This window comes from Mesorhizobium sp. M8A.F.Ca.ET.208.01.1.1, from assembly GCF_004791315.1.
Classification (GTDB): domain Bacteria; phylum Pseudomonadota; class Alphaproteobacteria; order Rhizobiales; family Rhizobiaceae; genus Mesorhizobium.
On record NZ_SRUT01000001.1, the window covers coordinates 1,584,857 to 1,599,414 of the forward strand.

At 63.0% G+C, this 14,558-nt stretch carries 11 protein-coding genes; 6 read left to right on the forward strand and 5 right to left on the reverse strand.

The window, feature by feature from the left end; translation table 11 throughout:
- Positions 1-160 precede the first annotated feature (160 nt).
- Positions 161-1,237, forward strand: coding sequence for a substrate-binding domain-containing protein (locus EN851_RS08220; RefSeq protein WP_135928954.1), 1,077 nt, complete (start codon positions 161-163; stop codon positions 1,235-1,237).
- 16 nt (positions 1,238-1,253) lie between these two features.
- On the opposite strand, the gene EN851_RS08225 is transcribed toward EN851_RS08220, so the two are convergent.
- The gene (locus EN851_RS08225; RefSeq protein WP_135863994.1) at positions 1,254-2,453 is read right to left on the reverse strand and encodes an OpgC family protein; all 1,200 of its coding nucleotides are present in this window, start codon (positions 2,451-2,453) and stop codon (positions 1,254-1,256) included.
- A gap of 200 nt (positions 2,454-2,653) precedes the next feature.
- On the opposite strand from EN851_RS08225, the gene EN851_RS08230 reads away from it, so the two are divergent.
- Complete coding sequence (locus EN851_RS08230) at positions 2,654-3,325, forward strand: alpha/beta hydrolase (RefSeq protein ID WP_127869648.1); 672 nt, start codon at positions 2,654-2,656, stop codon at positions 3,323-3,325.
- A 75-nt stretch (positions 3,326-3,400) separates the two neighbouring features.
- Here EN851_RS08230 and sthA read toward each other — a convergent pair whose 3' ends face one another.
- Positions 3,401-4,789 carry a Si-specific NAD(P)(+) transhydrogenase gene (gene sthA / locus EN851_RS08235; RefSeq protein ID WP_135928955.1) on the reverse strand — a complete coding sequence of 463 codons (1,389 nt, stop codon included), beginning with the start codon at positions 4,787-4,789 and terminating at the stop codon, positions 3,401-3,403.
- Between the two features lie 212 nt (positions 4,790-5,001).
- On the opposite strand from sthA, the gene EN851_RS08240 reads away from it, so the two are divergent.
- The 3 genes from EN851_RS08240 (at position 5,002) to EN851_RS08250 (ending at position 7,402) form a co-directional block, all read left to right on the forward strand.
- Positions 5,002-5,472, forward strand: coding sequence for an RDD family protein (locus tag EN851_RS08240; protein WP_127280407.1), 471 nt, complete (start codon positions 5,002-5,004; stop codon positions 5,470-5,472).
- Positions 5,473-5,612: 140 nt separating this feature from the next.
- Positions 5,613-6,371 carry an arginyltransferase gene (locus tag EN851_RS08245; RefSeq protein ID WP_015318275.1) on the forward strand — a complete coding sequence of 253 codons (759 nt, stop codon included), beginning with the start codon at positions 5,613-5,615 and terminating at the stop codon, positions 6,369-6,371.
- Positions 6,372-6,505: 134 nt separating this feature from the next.
- Positions 6,506-7,402 carry a DMT family transporter gene (locus tag EN851_RS08250; RefSeq protein WP_127280408.1) on the forward strand — a complete coding sequence of 299 codons (897 nt, stop codon included), beginning with the start codon at positions 6,506-6,508 and terminating at the stop codon, positions 7,400-7,402.
- Between the two features lie 9 nt (positions 7,403-7,411).
- Here EN851_RS08250 and EN851_RS08255 read toward each other — a convergent pair whose 3' ends face one another.
- Together EN851_RS08255 and parC are read right to left on the reverse strand one after the other, a co-directional pair.
- Entirely contained in the window at positions 7,412-8,626 is a 1,215-nt protein-coding gene (locus tag EN851_RS08255; protein WP_127280409.1) for an AI-2E family transporter, read from the reverse strand.
- Positions 8,627-8,744: 118 nt separating this feature from the next.
- Positions 8,745-10,997 carry a DNA topoisomerase IV subunit A gene (parC, locus tag EN851_RS08260; RefSeq protein ID WP_135915420.1) on the reverse strand — a complete coding sequence of 751 codons (2,253 nt, stop codon included), beginning with the start codon at positions 10,995-10,997 and terminating at the stop codon, positions 8,745-8,747.
- Positions 10,998-11,328: 331 nt separating this feature from the next.
- Between parC and EN851_RS08265 the strand changes: the two genes are divergently transcribed.
- Positions 11,329-12,519 (forward strand): hypothetical protein, encoded by a 1,191-nt coding sequence (locus tag EN851_RS08265; RefSeq protein ID WP_135928956.1) that lies wholly within the window; start codon positions 11,329-11,331, stop codon positions 12,517-12,519.
- Positions 12,520-12,754: 235 nt separating this feature from the next.
- Here the strand turns inward: EN851_RS08265 and aspS are convergent, their stop codons facing one another.
- On the reverse strand, positions 12,755-14,542 hold the full coding sequence (aspS, locus tag EN851_RS08270) for an aspartate--tRNA ligase (RefSeq protein WP_189521822.1): 1,788 nt from the start codon (positions 14,540-14,542) through the stop codon (positions 12,755-12,757).
- Between the last annotated feature and the right edge of the window lie 16 nt (positions 14,543-14,558).

The following is a 14,558-nucleotide window of genomic DNA, read 5'->3' on the forward strand; positions in this document are numbered from 1 at the left end:
ATTCCCTCCGAGGTCAATCAACAGGCTAAATCCGCCAATTTGGATCGATTCAAAGATAGGCCTTTCATTGGCGACGGTCAAGCAAAATTTGAATCGATCCAACGAAAGTGCTAGATGCGGCCCAAGAACGTGCTAAATGCATGTCAGGAGACCCGCGCAAATGGCGTCACTTACCGCAGGCAATCGACGACCCGTCCGGCTGGCCGATATCGCCAAGGCCGCCGGGGTTTCGCACGGCACCGCGTCCAATGTATTCAGCCGGCCCGAGATCGTGCGCGAGGAAGTTCGCGAACGGGTTCGCGCAGCCGCCGAGGCCATGGGGTATGGCGGGCCCGACCCAAAGGGCCGGCTGCTACGGGCCGGCAAGGTCAACGCCATTGGCGTTGCCACCGCCGAGCCCCTCTCCTATTTCTTCGACGATCCGTTTGCGCGCGTCATGATGACGGGCATCTCACAGGCTTGCGATGCGACCGGAGCCGGCATCTCACTGGTTTCGGCCGCCAACAACGAACAGCTTGCCTGGAACATCCAGAGCGCGCTGGTCGACGGCTTCATCGTCTTCTGCATCGAGGGCGGTTCGCGCCTGGTGGAACTGGCACGCGAGCGCAAGCTGCCCTTCGTCGCGCTCGACCTCGATTCCGAGGACGGATCGGTCGCCGCGATCGGTGTCGACAACATCGCCGGCGCCGGCATGGCGGCCCGCCATCTCACCGATCTTGGACATCGCCGCTTCGCCGTCCTGGCGCTGCCCTTCGCCGACGACCGAACGGGCATTGTTTCGGCCGAACAGGTCCGGGCCGCTACCTATGCAGGGACGCGCAACCGCCTCACGGGCTATCTCCGGGAGCTTTCGCGGGTTGGCGTCGATATATCCAAAGTGCCCGTCTACGAGACCGCCAACGACGTGGCGAGCACGAAGGCGGGGCTCGAAACCATCTTCGCCTCCGACGCGCCGCCCACCGCCATCCTTGCCATGTCGGACAGAATGGCCCTGGTGGCGCTCGAATGGCTGAGCGCACGCGGGCTCAATGTGCCCGACGATGTTTCCGTCGTCGGGTTCGACGATGTTCCGGAAGCAGCGGTGTCCAAGCCGCCATTGACCACGATCGCCCAGCCGATTGCCGAGATAGGCCGCCTTGCCGTCAGGGCGATCCTGGAGAGCGATGGGCCGGTCAGCAGGCATCAACTGCCGGTCGAACTGATCGTGCGGGGCTCGTCGGGTCCGCCCCGCGCTTGAACCGCCGCCGAACCGCCTATCGGTTGGCTCTTGCCATGGCGGAGAGGCCCAAAGGCGCACGGACCGGCGCGGGATCCTTTTGGGCCGTGCGGGCCTTGGCCGAGCCGCCGATGGTCGACAGCCATTCGAGATAGAAGGCGAGCGCGAACTGCATGGCGATGCCGGCCGATATCAGCAGGCTGTCATAGACGAACCCGCCTGGATTGATCAGCTTCATCACCTGAGCGACCATGGCGATCACCGTGCCGGCGATGAAGACCGGCAGCGATCGTTTGCCCAGTATCGCCAGCGGATGATCAGGGCTGGTGCGGAACAGGCTGGAGAGCGCCGGCAGAGCGACGACGAGGTAGCTGACCGCCAGGATGTGCAGCAGCCGCGGCAGCGACAGGAAGGTCTTGTCGAAGCCGCCGATCACCACCGGCAGGTTGAACCAGGTTATCTGCCCCCAGAGCGGGCTGTGCACCCAGACCAGCGCCGCCAGCACATAGGCGGCGGCCGCGCCGACCAGCCAGCGGTTGACCGGAATGACACCGCCGCGCCTGACATGCAGCATGGCGACAAGGCCGATGTTGAACAGGAACTGCCAGGACAGCGGGTTGAGGAACCAGAAACCGGGCTCGGGGTAATTGGGCGGCGCGATCTGCCAGATTCCTGCAACGAGCCACAGCGTGCCGGATGCGACAAGGGCCGCGACGGGCCGGTAGCTGACGAACAGGACGAAGGCCGGCGCCATCAATAGCAGTGCTGCATAGACCGGCAGGATGTTGTTGTAGCCGAGCTGGTGGCCGAGCGTGACAATGCCGACCAGCACTTGCGGTGGGTTCTTCATCAGCGGCTCGATGTTGATCAGCTTCACCAGTTCCGGCCGCTTGGCAAACACCGCCACGGCGCAGAACAGGGCCATCACCACCATCGTCGTGACGATATGGGCGACATAGAGCACGCCCGCCCGCCGCCACATCTTCAAGGTCGCGAGAAGCCGGCCACCCGGGCGGAACTTCGTGCCGTAGGCGAGCGCGACCGAGATGCCGGAAATCAGCACGAATGCCTCGGCCGCGTCCGAGAAACCGAAATTCTTGTAGGTCAGCGCCTCGAAAGCCGTGCCCGGCACATGGTCGATGAAGATCGTGAGCAGGGCCAGCGCGCGCAGTACATCGATACGCGTGTCGCGTTCGGGGATACGCAAATTGCGATCCGGCAAAACAGGGGTAGTCATCGACAAAAGGCCTCAAAGCTGGTTGTTCATGTCCAGCAATGCGACCCCCGACGCACCGCTTCGATTCCTCCCACCGGAGTGTATCGGCGCAGAAACGGGCTGGAATGCGCCTGGTTCAATCAACTTTCGCGGAGCATGAAAATATTGCGTTTTGAAGCCGGCAAATTGAGCGGAACCTCATATAATCAAAGGGATGCGAGATGACCGGCGACAATGTCGAAAGCGGCCCGCTAACGCTGGATCTGACCTTTCCGTATCGCCTCCTCCGCCCCGGCGAAAAGAGCCGTGAATGCCTGTTCCTGCTGCATGGATCGGGCGTCGGCGAGACAAGCATGGTGGCGCTGGCGAGACGCTTGGCGCCCGATGCCGTCCTGATCGCGGTGCGTGGCCGTGTCCCCCAGGAGGACGGTTTTCGCTGGTTCGAGCGAATCACGCCGACCACTTTCGACCAGGAAAGCATCCATGTCGAAACCACCGCCTTCGCGGCCTTCGCAAACGAAGCCGTCGCGCGCCATGGGCTTGATCTCGATCACGCGACATTCCTTGGTTATTCGAACGGCGCCAATCTGGTTTCGAGCCTGATGCTGCTCCATCCCGGCATCGTCCGCAGCGCTGCGCTGTTGAGGCCGATGCCCGTGCTCGACGAGGTCCCGGCGACGGACCTTGCGGGAACACGAACGCTGATCATTGCCGGAGCCGCCGACGAGACCTACGGGTCTTTCGCGCCGGCGCTGGTGACGCTGCTCAGCCGGCACGGCACCGAGATCGACGCCCGGATTGTTCCATCGGGCCACGAAATCGGCGAGCCGGACGCCGCGATCGTCGGGCGATGGCTGCCGGGATCGGCGTGGACGCGCGCGCCATCACGATAGGCAATCAGGGCAGGCGGTGCTGCCGATGCCATCAGCCGACGTGATGCTGGCTTTGCTCGCCCAGATGGCGGGAGCCTACCCCCTCCCCATCCGGTTCCAGGCATCCAGCCCGGCGATCTTGTAGGCCTCGGCCAGCGTTGGGTAGTTGAAGGTGTTGTTGACGAAGAAGTCGACCGTGCCGCCGAGATTGATCACCGCCTGGCCGATGTGAATGAGTTCGGTGGCGCCCTCGCCGACGATGTGCGCGCCGAGCAGGCGCCGCGTCTCGATCGAGAACAACAGCTTCAGGAAGCCGGTGTTGACGCCCATGATGTGGCCGCGCGATGTCTCGCGAAAGCGCGCGACGCCGACCTCATAGGCGGCGCCGCTCTCGCGCACCTGCTCCTCGGACTGGCCGACGGTGGAAATCTCCGGCACCGCGTAGATGCCATAGGGGAACGTCTCGGGCGGCGGCGGCAATGACACGCCGAAGGCATGACAGGCAGCCACCCTGCCCTGCTCCATCGAGGTGGAGGCAAGGCTCGGAAAGCCGATGACGTCGCCGGCGGCGTAGATATTGGGCACGCTGGTCTGGAAGGTCCGCGGATCGACCTTGATACGGCCCCTGGAGTCGGCCTCGATACCGACCACGTCGAGGCCAAGGCTGCCGACATTGCCTGTGCGGCCAGCGGCGTAGAGCAGAACCTCCGAACGAATGGTACGGCCGTCGGCCAGTTCCACCTCGGCGGCTTCCGGCTTGGAGCGTATTTCCTTGACCGCGCTGCCCAGCCTTATCGTCATGCCACGGTCGCGCATCTGGTGGATGAAATCGTCGACGATCTCCCGGTCGACGAAATCGAGGATGGAGTTGCGTGGCTCGACCAGCGTCACCGGTACGTCGAGCGCGGAAAAGATCGTGGCGTATTCGACGCCGATGACGCCGGCGCCGATCACCGTCAGCGTGCGCGGCAGCCGGTCGAGTTCGAGCATCTCGTCGCTGTCGAAGACACGGGTCTTGTCGAAGGGCACGTCGCGCGGCCGATGCGGCCTGGTGCCGACGGCGATCAGCGCATTGGCGAAGCCGACTTCGCTGTAATCGCCATTGTCCGATGTCAGGCTGACCTTGTTGGGGCCGAGAAATTTTACCGCCGCGCGCGCACTTTTGACCGTGTTGCGCATGAACTGGTGTTGCAGCACCTCGACCTCGTGGTCGAGCGTCTTGTGCAGGCGCTCGATCAGGTCGCCGACCGAGATGTCCTGCTTGACCCGGTAGCCGCGTCCATAGAAGCCGCGCTCGCGCCAGCCCGAGAGATTGAGCACCGTTTCGCGCAGCGTTTTCGAGGGAATGGTGCCGGTGTGCACCGAGACGCCGCCAAGACGCCGGCCGCGGTCGACCACCAGCACCGATTTGCCGAGTTTGGCCGATTGCACCGCCGCGCGGCGACCCGAGGGGCCGCTGCCGATGACCAGCATGTCGTAATCCATATGTCCCCGTCCCTGCCCCTCGGCGCCCATTTTGTTGCGCCGCAACAAGCTAACGCCATCCGAGCCGCGAATTCAACCGATTCGGACTGTCGGCCGTCTGGCTCCGCCGTGCGAGCCGGCGAAAGGCCCGATCTTGATTCCGCGGCGAGCCTTCACCATTTCATCATCGAGCGGTCCGCACCCTATGTCGGACCCTGTTACGAGGAAATGACATGAACGCTCGCGTTCTCGACGGCGAAATCATCAACACCCGGCTCGACGATGTCAGGGCTTATGAAGGCGTGCGCACAAGGCGCATCCTGGCCTTCGTGCTCGACTATATCATGGTTGCCCTGCTCACCATTCCGTTCGCCATCCTGGTGTTCTTCCTCGGGCTTTTGACCCTCGGTCTTGGCTGGATGCTGTTCGGCGTCCTGGTGCCGGCAGTCGCCATCCTCTACATCTGGAACACGCTGGGCAGCGCCGACCAGGCCACCACGGGCATGAAGATGATGGGCATCCGCCTCGATCGTCTCGACGGCAGGCCGATCGACGGCCTCACCGCGGTCGTCCATTCCGTATTGTTCTGGGCCGGCAACGTCATCCTGTCGCCGCTGGTCCTGCTGGTGACGCTATTCTCGGACCGCAAGCGCACGCTGCACGATCTTTTGCTCGGCACCGTGGTCAGCCGCACCGGCCGCTAAAAACCGGCCCTCAAGAGAAGTCGCAGCCCCTTGAGCGCAAATGTGAAGGTGTTCAGGCAACCACACCTTCACAATCCTGTTGAATTTTTCGCCGCCCGAGCCAAAGGTAGAGCGATTCGAAGGAGTGTTTCCAAGGCTCGATGACGCAGCATCCGACCCAGTCGCCGCAGTTCTTCCTGACCGCGCCGTCGCCGTGCCCCTACCTCGACGGCCAGTTCGAGCGGAAGGTGTTCACACATCTGGTCGGGGACAAGGCCTCGGAAATGAACGACCTGCTTACGCAAGGCGGCTTCCGGCGCTCGCAGAACATCGCCTACAGGCCAGCCTGCGAGACCTGCCGCGCCTGTGTATCCGTGCGCATCCTGGCCCAGGAGTTCACCGCCAGCCGCAACATGAAGCGCGTGCTGCAGCACAATTCCGATCTCGTCGGCGCCATGCACAATGCCGAGCCCTCGACCGAACAATATTCGCTGTTTCGCGGCTATCTCGATGCCCGCCACCGCCGCGGCGGCATGTCCGACATGACGGTGCTCGACTACGCCATGATGGTCGAGGATACGCATGTCGACACCAAGGTGATCGAATACCGGCGGCGCGGGCCCGATACCTTCATCACCGGCAAGGGTCAGGGCGAACTCATCGCGGTGGCGCTCACCGACAAGATGGCCGACGGCCTGTCGATGGTCTATTCCTATTTCAATCCCGATTTCGAAAGCCGCTCACTCGGTACGTTCATGATCCTCGACCATATCGCCCGTGCCAAGGCGATGGGACTGCCCCATGTCTACCTTGGCTACTGGGTCAATGGTTCGCGCAAGATGAACTATAAGATGCGCTTCATGCCGCAGGAGCATCTCGGCCCGAAAGGCTGGGAGCGCTATACAAACGAAGCGGTCTGACGCTGAGTTTTCCCACGATCCACGCTTAAACTGTTTCAAGGCAGGGGATGCTGGTCTTTCAGCCGCTCGGTTGGAGAGAGTGCGCGCTTGCGCCGATCGGCCACCGCCTGCAATTCAATTGCGAAAGTTCCTGCATGTCCTCTCACCACGATCACCAGAAGGGCCTTTTGATAACCGCCATCGGCGGACTGATACTGACTGTCGACATACCGTTGATCCGCCTTGCGGATGGCGGCGCGTGGACGATCCTTTTGCTGCGCACCGGAACCACTTTCATCGCCGCGATGATCATCTGGTCGGTCTGGCGCGCGCTGAGCCGCAATGCACCGCCGCTCATCCCCGGTTGGGACGGGCTGATCGTGGCGATATGCTATGGGCTGACCTCGATCACCTTCGTCACCGCGGTCTTCCACACCTCGACCGCCGATCTGGTGTTCATCCTCGCCTTCAACACCGTGTTCGCGGCGCTTCTGTCGTGGATATTCCTGCGGGAAAAACCGCGGACGGTGACCATCGTGGCCATGCTGGTGATGATCCTCGGCGTGCTGGTCATCGTCGGCGGTTCGGTCGGCACCGGCAAGCTGTTCGGCGATTTCATGGCGCTCTGCTCGGCCTTCTTCATCGCGGTCGCCATCACCATCTCGCGCGCCAGCGGAAAGGATATGGGATTCACCTCGCTCATCGGCGTCCTTCTGCCGCTTGGGCTGGCCGCCTTCATGGTGACGGGCGAAGGCTTCCACGTGAACGCGCCATGGTGGATCATCTTCAACGGCGCCGTCATCATGCCGATCTCGTTCTTCTGCCTCGCCGCCGGGCCGAAGTATATTTCAGGACCGGAAGTGGCGATGTTCTACCTTCTCGAAACAGTGCTCGCGCCGATCTGGGTGTGGATGATCTTCGCCGAGACGCCGACACGCAACAGCCTGATCGGCGGTGGCATCCTGATCGTCACGCTGGTCGCCCATTCGCTCTGGCAGCTGCATGATGGACGCAAGCGTCGCGGCGACCTTGCGGTGCATCATCCGGCGTAGGGTTCGAGGTCAGGCGCTGGCCTTCTTCGCGGCGCCTGGTTCGGGCAGGACCTCGATCCGCCGACCGGCCTCGATCTCGGCGACCGATCCGGCCGCCGTCTCATCGGCCAGTTCCACCTCGCGCAGCCACTCGCGCCAGATCGCGACCAGCAGCGCCATCAGCACCGGACCGATGAACAGGCCGAGAAAACCCATGGTCTTGACGCCGCCGATCAGGCCGAAAAAGGTCGGCAGGAAGGGCAGTTTTATCGGTCCGCCGACGAGCTTCGGACGCAAGGTCTTGTCGACGATGAACAGCTCGACCGTCCCCCATATGAACAGCGCCAGGCCGGCCATCGGCGAGCCGCTGGCCGCGAGGTAGATCGACACCAGCGTGAAGGACAGCGGCGCCCCGCCGGGGATGAGCGCCATCACGCCGGTCAGCGCGCCCAGCGTCACAGGTGACGGCACCCCGGCCAGCCAGTAGGCGACACCCAGCACCAGGCCCTCGCCGATGGCAATCACGGTCATGCCGGTCACGGTCGAGGAAATGGTCGCCGGCACGACGCGCGAGATCCGCTCCCAGCGGGTCGGCAGGATGCGTTCGCCGAGGCGGTCGATCTGGCCGGCGAAATTCTCGCCATCACGATAGGCGAAAAACAGGGCGATCATCATGAACAGCAGCGTCAGAAAGAGGCTGAAAGCGCTGCCGCCGGCGGCGAGCGCGCCTCGGTAGATGCTGCCGATATTCGCGCCGCTGACCAGCTGGATCAGTTCGCCGATGCCGCCGGGATGGCCGAGATTGGTCGTCCACTGCTCGTTGAGCCACTCACCCACGACAGGCATGGTGGCGATCCAGTGCGGCGTCACCGCACCGTGGCGGTTGGTCTCGATCGCCCAGCCGACCCATTCGCGCACCTCGTTGATGGCATAGGTGCCGGCGAGCGCGATCGGTATGACCAGGAAGGCGAGGATGAACAGGATGGCAAATGTGGCGGCGATGGTGCGGTTGCCGCCAACGCCGACCAGCAGGCGACGGTAGAGCGGCCAGCTGGCGAAGGCGATGACGAGCGCCGCCAGCACCGGGAACAGGAAACCGTGGAAGAAATAGACGCCGGCGGCGACGATCAGCACCAACAACCAGCGCGCCGCCGACAGCGGCGGGATGACAGCCGAACGGAGCGGCGTCGACAGCCCGAACAGGCGCTGCTGCCGTTCCGGTTTCTGGATCTTTGCTTCCTTCAAACGCGCTGTTCTCCCCGACCATCCGGTCAGTTATGCGCCGATATAGTGCAGCAATCGTGACGATAGTCCAAACGGTGTTGGTGAAGCTGCCAATCTCCCCCACGAGGGATCGGCAGCTTCAACCGAACTTCCCAGTCCTCGGGAAACCTTTCGGCACCATACGCCCTGCCGATGCCCTCGCGCCGATCCACTCGGCCAGTTCCTCGCGCGACCGGGTGAAAGTACGGTCGGCTGAATCCTGCCAGGAAAGACCGGTCTCCATCGAGAACGGCTTGAGGTCGAGAAGGCCGCCGTCCTTGTATTTCTGCAGCCGCACACCCTTGCCGCGGCCCATCTCCGGAATTTCCGAGAGCGCGAACACCAGCATCTTGCGGTTCTCGCCGACGATAGCGAGATGATCGCCGACGACCGGCACGCAGCGCTTGGCTTCGTCGGGGGCCTTGACGTTCATCACCTGCTTGCCCTTGCGGGTGTTGGCGACCACCTCTTCCTCCGGAACGATGAAGCCGTTGGCGTCGAACGAGGCGAGCAGCAGCTTGCGTTTGGGATCGTGGACGAAGGCGGTGACGATGTCCTGGTCATTGTCCATGTCGACGATGATGCGGATCGGCTCGCCATGGCCACGGCCGCCCGGCAGCCGGTCGGCGCCGATCGTGTAGAACTTGCCGCCGGTGGTGAAGACCAGCACCTTGTCGGTCGTCTGGGCATGGAAGGCGAGCTTGAGGCTGTCGCCCTCCTTGAAGGTCAGCGTCGAGAGATCGGCCAGATGCCCCTTCATCGCCCGCAGCCAGCCCTTTTCCGAAACCACCACGGTGACCGGCTCGCGCTCGATCATGGCGTGGGCGATGTCGGTCAGGTCGTGCTCTGGCGCATCGGCGAACTGGGTGCGGCGCTTGCCGAGCTCGGTCTCCGGGCCGAATTTGTCGCGAACCTGGGTGACTTCCCACTTGATCGTCGACCACTGCTTGGCGTCGGACGCCAGCAGCGCCTCGATCTGCTTCTTCTCGGCGGTCAGCCCATCGAATTCCTTGCGGATCTCGAATTCCTCAAGCTTGCGCAAAGCGCGCAGCCGCATGTTGAGGATCGCTTCGGCCTGGGTGTCGGTGAGCGACCAGCGGGCCATCATGACCTGTTTGGGCTCATCCTCCTCGCGGATGATCTTGATCACCTCATCGATGTTGAGATAGGCGATCAGGTAGCCGGCGAGGATTTCCAACCGCCTCTCGATCTCGCCGAGGCGATGTTTCGAGCGACGGATGAGGACGTCGCGGCGGTGATCCAGCCATTCCTGCAGCACGCCTTTCAGCGAGAGCACATTGGGCACCTTGCCGCGCGACAGCACATTCATGTTGAGCGGGAAACGGCTTTCGAGCTCGGTCAGCTTGAACAGCGATTCCATCAGGATGCCTGGGTCGACGGAACGGCTCTTGGGCACCAGCACGACGCGGATGTCCTCGGCGCTTTCGTCCCTGATATCCTCGAGCAGCGGCAGCTTGCGGGCCATCAACAGCTCGGCGATCTTCTCGATCAGCCGGGCCTTCTGCACGCCATAGGGGATTTCGGTGACGACGATGCTCCAGGTGCCCCTGCCCTGGTCTTCCTGGCTCCACTTCGACCGCACGCGAAAGCCGCCGCGGCCGGTCTCGTAGGCTTCGAGGATGGAAGCGCGGCTGTCGACGATGATGCCGCCGGTCGGGAAATCCGGGCCCTGGACGAAATCCATCAGCTTCGCCACCGGCGCATCGCGATGCTCGATCAGGTGCAGCGCGGCGTCGCAAAGCTCGGCCGCGTTGTGCGGCGGGATCGACGTCGCCATGCCGACCGCGATGCCGGACGAGCCGTTGGCCAAGAGATTGGGGAAGGCACCGGGGAGCACGACCGGCTCCTCGTCCTCTTCATTGTAGGTCGGCCGATAGTCGACCGCGTCCTCGGTGATGCCGGCAAGCAATTCGGTCGCCACGTCGGTCATGCGCGCTTCGGTGTAGCGCATGGCGGCCGCGTTATCGCCGTCGATGTTGCCGAAATTGCCCTGGCCGTCGACCAGGGGGTAGCGCATCGAAAAATCCTGCGCCAGCCGCACCAGCGCGTCATAGATCGACTGGTCGCCATGCGGGTGGAACTTGCCCATCACCTCGCCGACGATCCGGGCGCATTTGGCAAAACCCTGGTCGGGATTGAGGCGCAGCAGGCGCATGGCGTGCATGATGCGGCGATGGACCGGCTTCAGCCCGTCACGCACGTCCGGCAGCGCCCGGTGCATGATGGTCGACAGCGCATAGGCCAGATAACGCTCTTCCAGCGCCTTCTTCAGATCGACCGGTTCTATATGATCGCCACCGCCATTGTCAGGCGGCAAAAGCCTTTTTCCCATGGGCTGGGACTAGCCGAGCGGGTGATTCGCGGCAAGAGGCGCGCACCCGACCAATCGATTTGCGCTCGTTTCTGCAACAGGAACCCGCACGGTCGAGCTTGCCGTCCAACATCAATCTGTTACATGCCGCATCTATTGCGAAGCACGCTGGCGGCCCGACCTTCATGCCAAATTCACTGCATTCTCCAATAGCGCTCGGATCGGGTTTGCCTTTCACCGCGATTTTCGACCATTGTGCCGGAACACGCCTTTTTCCCGTCCAGTTCGTCACGGAATGGTGATGGCGCAAAGAATTGAAAAACAATTTCAGGACACTCTCAGGGACCTTGCGATGACAATCAAACGCTCAACTATCCGGAAATTCGCTCTTTCGACCTTCTTGCTCACACTGCCGCTGAATGCGGCCCTTGCCCAGGATGCCGCGGTCGCGGACCGGCTGAAGGCAGCACTCTCCGCACAGGGTGTCGACATCTCCTGGACCGGCGTGACCGGCGACAACACCAGCATGGTGCTGCAGGGCGTGTCGGTGAAACCGGCCGCGGAAAAGGAAGCGCTGGCGATCGGCGACGTCAAGCTCGAGAACGTCACCGAAGCCAATGGCGGCTATGATATCGGCACCGTGTCGACCTCGGCCTTCGAACACAGCAAGGACGGCGTCACCCTCGATCTCAGTCCCTTCGTCATCCACGACATGACGGTACCGGCCGACGGCTCCACCAGCCCGCTTGGTTCGCTGATGATGTACAAATCCGCCGAACTGTCGAACATGACGGTCAAGGTCGCCGACAAGACCGCCTTCTCGATGGACGGCCTTGCCATCGAGATCACGCCGCCCGCCGACGGCAAGGCGATGGAATTCACCGCCAATACCGAGAAGTTCACGGCCGATCTCTCGCTGGTCGACGATCCCAAGTCCAAGGAGGTCATCAACGCGCTCGGCTACCAGAACATCTCGGGCAATCTCGAGATGGCCGGCACCTGGCAGCCATCGGACGGCAAGATGGAACTGTCGAAATACGACATCTCCGTCGAGAACGCCGGCACGCTCGGCATGACCTTCGACCTTGGCGGCTACACGATCGACTTCATCAAATCGCTGCAGGAAATGCAGAAGAAGATGGCCGCGCAGCCGGAAGGCGCCGACAATTCAGCGCAAGGCATGGCCATGCTCGGCCTGTTGCAGCAGCTTTCGTTCAACAGCGCCTCGATCCGCTTCGACGACGATTCGCTGACCGGCAAGGTGCTGGACTATGTCGGCAAGCAGCAGGGCATGTCGGCCAAGGACATCGCCAACCAGGCCAAGGCGATCGTGCCGTTCGGCATGGCGCAGCTCAACAATCCGGAACTGACGGCTCAGGTGACCGCGGCGGTCAGCAAATACCTCGACGATCCGAAGAGCCTCGAAATCTCGGCCGAGCCGCCGGCATCGGTGCCCTTCGCGCTGATCATGGCGGGCGCCATGTCCAACCCGCTCGACCTGCCGAAGACGCTCGGCGTCAGCGTCAAGGCGAACGAGGACTGATTGGAGTTAGCTACCTTCTCCCCGTCATTATACGGGGAGAAGGTGCCGGCAGGCAGATGAGGGGCAGCGCCGCCCCCTGCCAACTGCAATTCGACGCCCGATCCGATTGCCTGTCAGAAGGCGTCAACTGCTGAGGCCGTTCGCCAATCGCCTGCGTCCGCGCTGCCCCTCATTGTCCTGCCGGACATTTCTCCCCGTATAGAGACGGGGAGAAACGGCAGTCGCAACGCTGCCGTCAGTCCTTCTTGGTCGGCGCGACGCGTAGCGCCAGTTCGCGAAGCTGCTGCGGAGAGGCTTCCGACGGCGCGTTCATCAACAAATCATAGGCCTGCTGGTTCATCGGGAACATGGTGATTTCGCGCAGGTTCTTGGCACCGACCAGGAGCATGACGACGCGATCGACACCGGCCGCCATGCCGCCATGCGGCGGCGCGCCATACTGGAAGGCGCGATAGAGGCCGCCAAAGCGTTCCTCGACCGTGGCGCGGTCCAACCCGACCGTCTCGAACGCCTTGACCATGGTTTCGGGCAAATGGTTGCGGATACCGCCGCTGGCGATCTCGAAACCGTTGCAGACCATGTCGTACTGGAACGCCTTGATGCCGAGCAGGTCCTCGCCGTTGAGCGCATCGATGCCACCTTGCGGCATGGAGAACGGATTGTGGGCGAAGTCGATCTTCTTCTCCTCCTCATTCCATTCGAAGAACGGGAAGTCGACGATCCAGCACAATTCGAAGCGTTCGCGATCGACAAGATTGAGTTCCTCGCCGGCACGGGTGCGCGCAGCGCCCGCGAAAGAAACGAACTTCTTCGGATCGCCGGCGACGAAGAAGGCGGCGTCGCCGTCGGCAAGGCCGAGCTGCAGGCGGATCGCTTCCGTGCGTTCCTCGCCGATGTTCTTGGCGAGCGGGCCGGCGCCTTCGAGCTTGTCGCCCTCCTTGCGCCAGAAGATGTAGCCCAGCCCCGGCTGGCCCTCGCCTTGCGCCCAGGAGTTCATGCGGTCGCAGAAGGCGCGGCTGCCGCCGGTCTTGGCGGGAATGCCCCAAACCTCTGCCTTCGGGTCGTTGGCCAGGATGTTGGCGAATACCTTGAAGCCGGAATCGCGGAAATGATCGGAGACGGCCTGCATCTCGATCGGGTTGCGCAAATCGGGCTTGTCGGAACCGTATTTGCGCATGGCGACATCATAAGGGATGCGCTGGAACTTCTGCGTCACCGGCTTGCCGTTGGCGAAGGTCTCGAAGACGCCGCGCATCACAGGTTCCATGGTCGACAGCACGTCGTCCTGCTCGACGAAGCTCATTTCGAGGTCGAGCTGGTAGAATTCGCCGGGCAGACGGTCGGCGCGCGGATCCTCGTCGCGGAAGCAGGGCGCGATCTGGAAATAGCGGTCGAAGCCCGACACCATGATCAACTGCTTGTACTGCTGCGGCGCCTGCGGCAGCGCGTAGAAAGTGCCGGGATGGATGCGCGACGGCACCAGGAAGTCGCGCGCACCTTCCGGCGACGAGGCGGTCAGGATCGGCGTCGAGAATTCGGTGAAGCCGACCTCGCCCATGCGCTTGCGCATCTCTGCGATGATTTTCGTGCGCGCCACGATGTTCCGATGCAACGTCTCGCGGCGCAGATCGAGGAAGCGGTATTTCAGGCGGATGTCCTCAGGATAGTCCGGCTCGCCGAAAACGGGGAGCGGCAGTTCCTTGGCCGCCGACAGCACCTCGATCTCGCGGGCGAAAATCTCGATCTCGCCGGTCGGCAAATTGGCGTTGGTGGTCTCGGGCAAGCGCGCCTTGACCTCGCCGTCGACGCGGATCACCCATTCGCCGCGTACGGTCTCGGCGACCTTGAAGGCAGGCGAATCGGGATCGGCGACGATCTGGGTCAGGCCGTAGTGGTCGCGCAGGTCGATGAAGAGCAGGCCGCCATGGTCGCGCACGCGATGCACCCAGCCCGACAGCCGGACGGAATTGCCGACGTCGCTCTTTCTCAACTGGGCACAGGTATGGCTGCGGTAACGATGCATTGTCATGGATAAAGTC

Bases quoted from the DNA above. Each gene is read 5' to 3' on its own strand.
- EN851_RS08220 (WP_135928954.1), top strand. From the start codon at position 161: ATGGCGTCACTTACCGCAGGCAATCGACGACCCGTCCGGCTGGCCGAT.
- EN851_RS08225 (WP_135863994.1), bottom strand. From the start codon at position 2,453: ATGACTACCCCTGTTTTGCCGGATCGCAATTTGCGTATCCCCGAACGC.
- EN851_RS08230 (WP_127869648.1), top strand. From the start codon at position 2,654: ATGACCGGCGACAATGTCGAAAGCGGCCCGCTAACGCTGGATCTGACC.
- sthA (WP_135928955.1), bottom strand. From the start codon at position 4,789: ATGGATTACGACATGCTGGTCATCGGCAGCGGCCCCTCGGGTCGCCGC.
- EN851_RS08240 (WP_127280407.1), top strand. From the start codon at position 5,002: ATGAACGCTCGCGTTCTCGACGGCGAAATCATCAACACCCGGCTCGAC.
- EN851_RS08245 (WP_015318275.1), top strand. From the start codon at position 5,613: ATGACGCAGCATCCGACCCAGTCGCCGCAGTTCTTCCTGACCGCGCCG.
- EN851_RS08250 (WP_127280408.1), top strand. From the start codon at position 6,506: ATGTCCTCTCACCACGATCACCAGAAGGGCCTTTTGATAACCGCCATC.
- parC (WP_135915420.1), bottom strand. From the start codon at position 10,997: ATGGGAAAAAGGCTTTTGCCGCCTGACAATGGCGGTGGCGATCATATA.
- EN851_RS08265 (WP_135928956.1), top strand. From the start codon at position 11,329: ATGACAATCAAACGCTCAACTATCCGGAAATTCGCTCTTTCGACCTTC.
- aspS (WP_189521822.1), bottom strand. From the start codon at position 14,542: ATGCATCGTTACCGCAGCCATACCTGTGCCCAGTTGAGAAAGAGCGAC.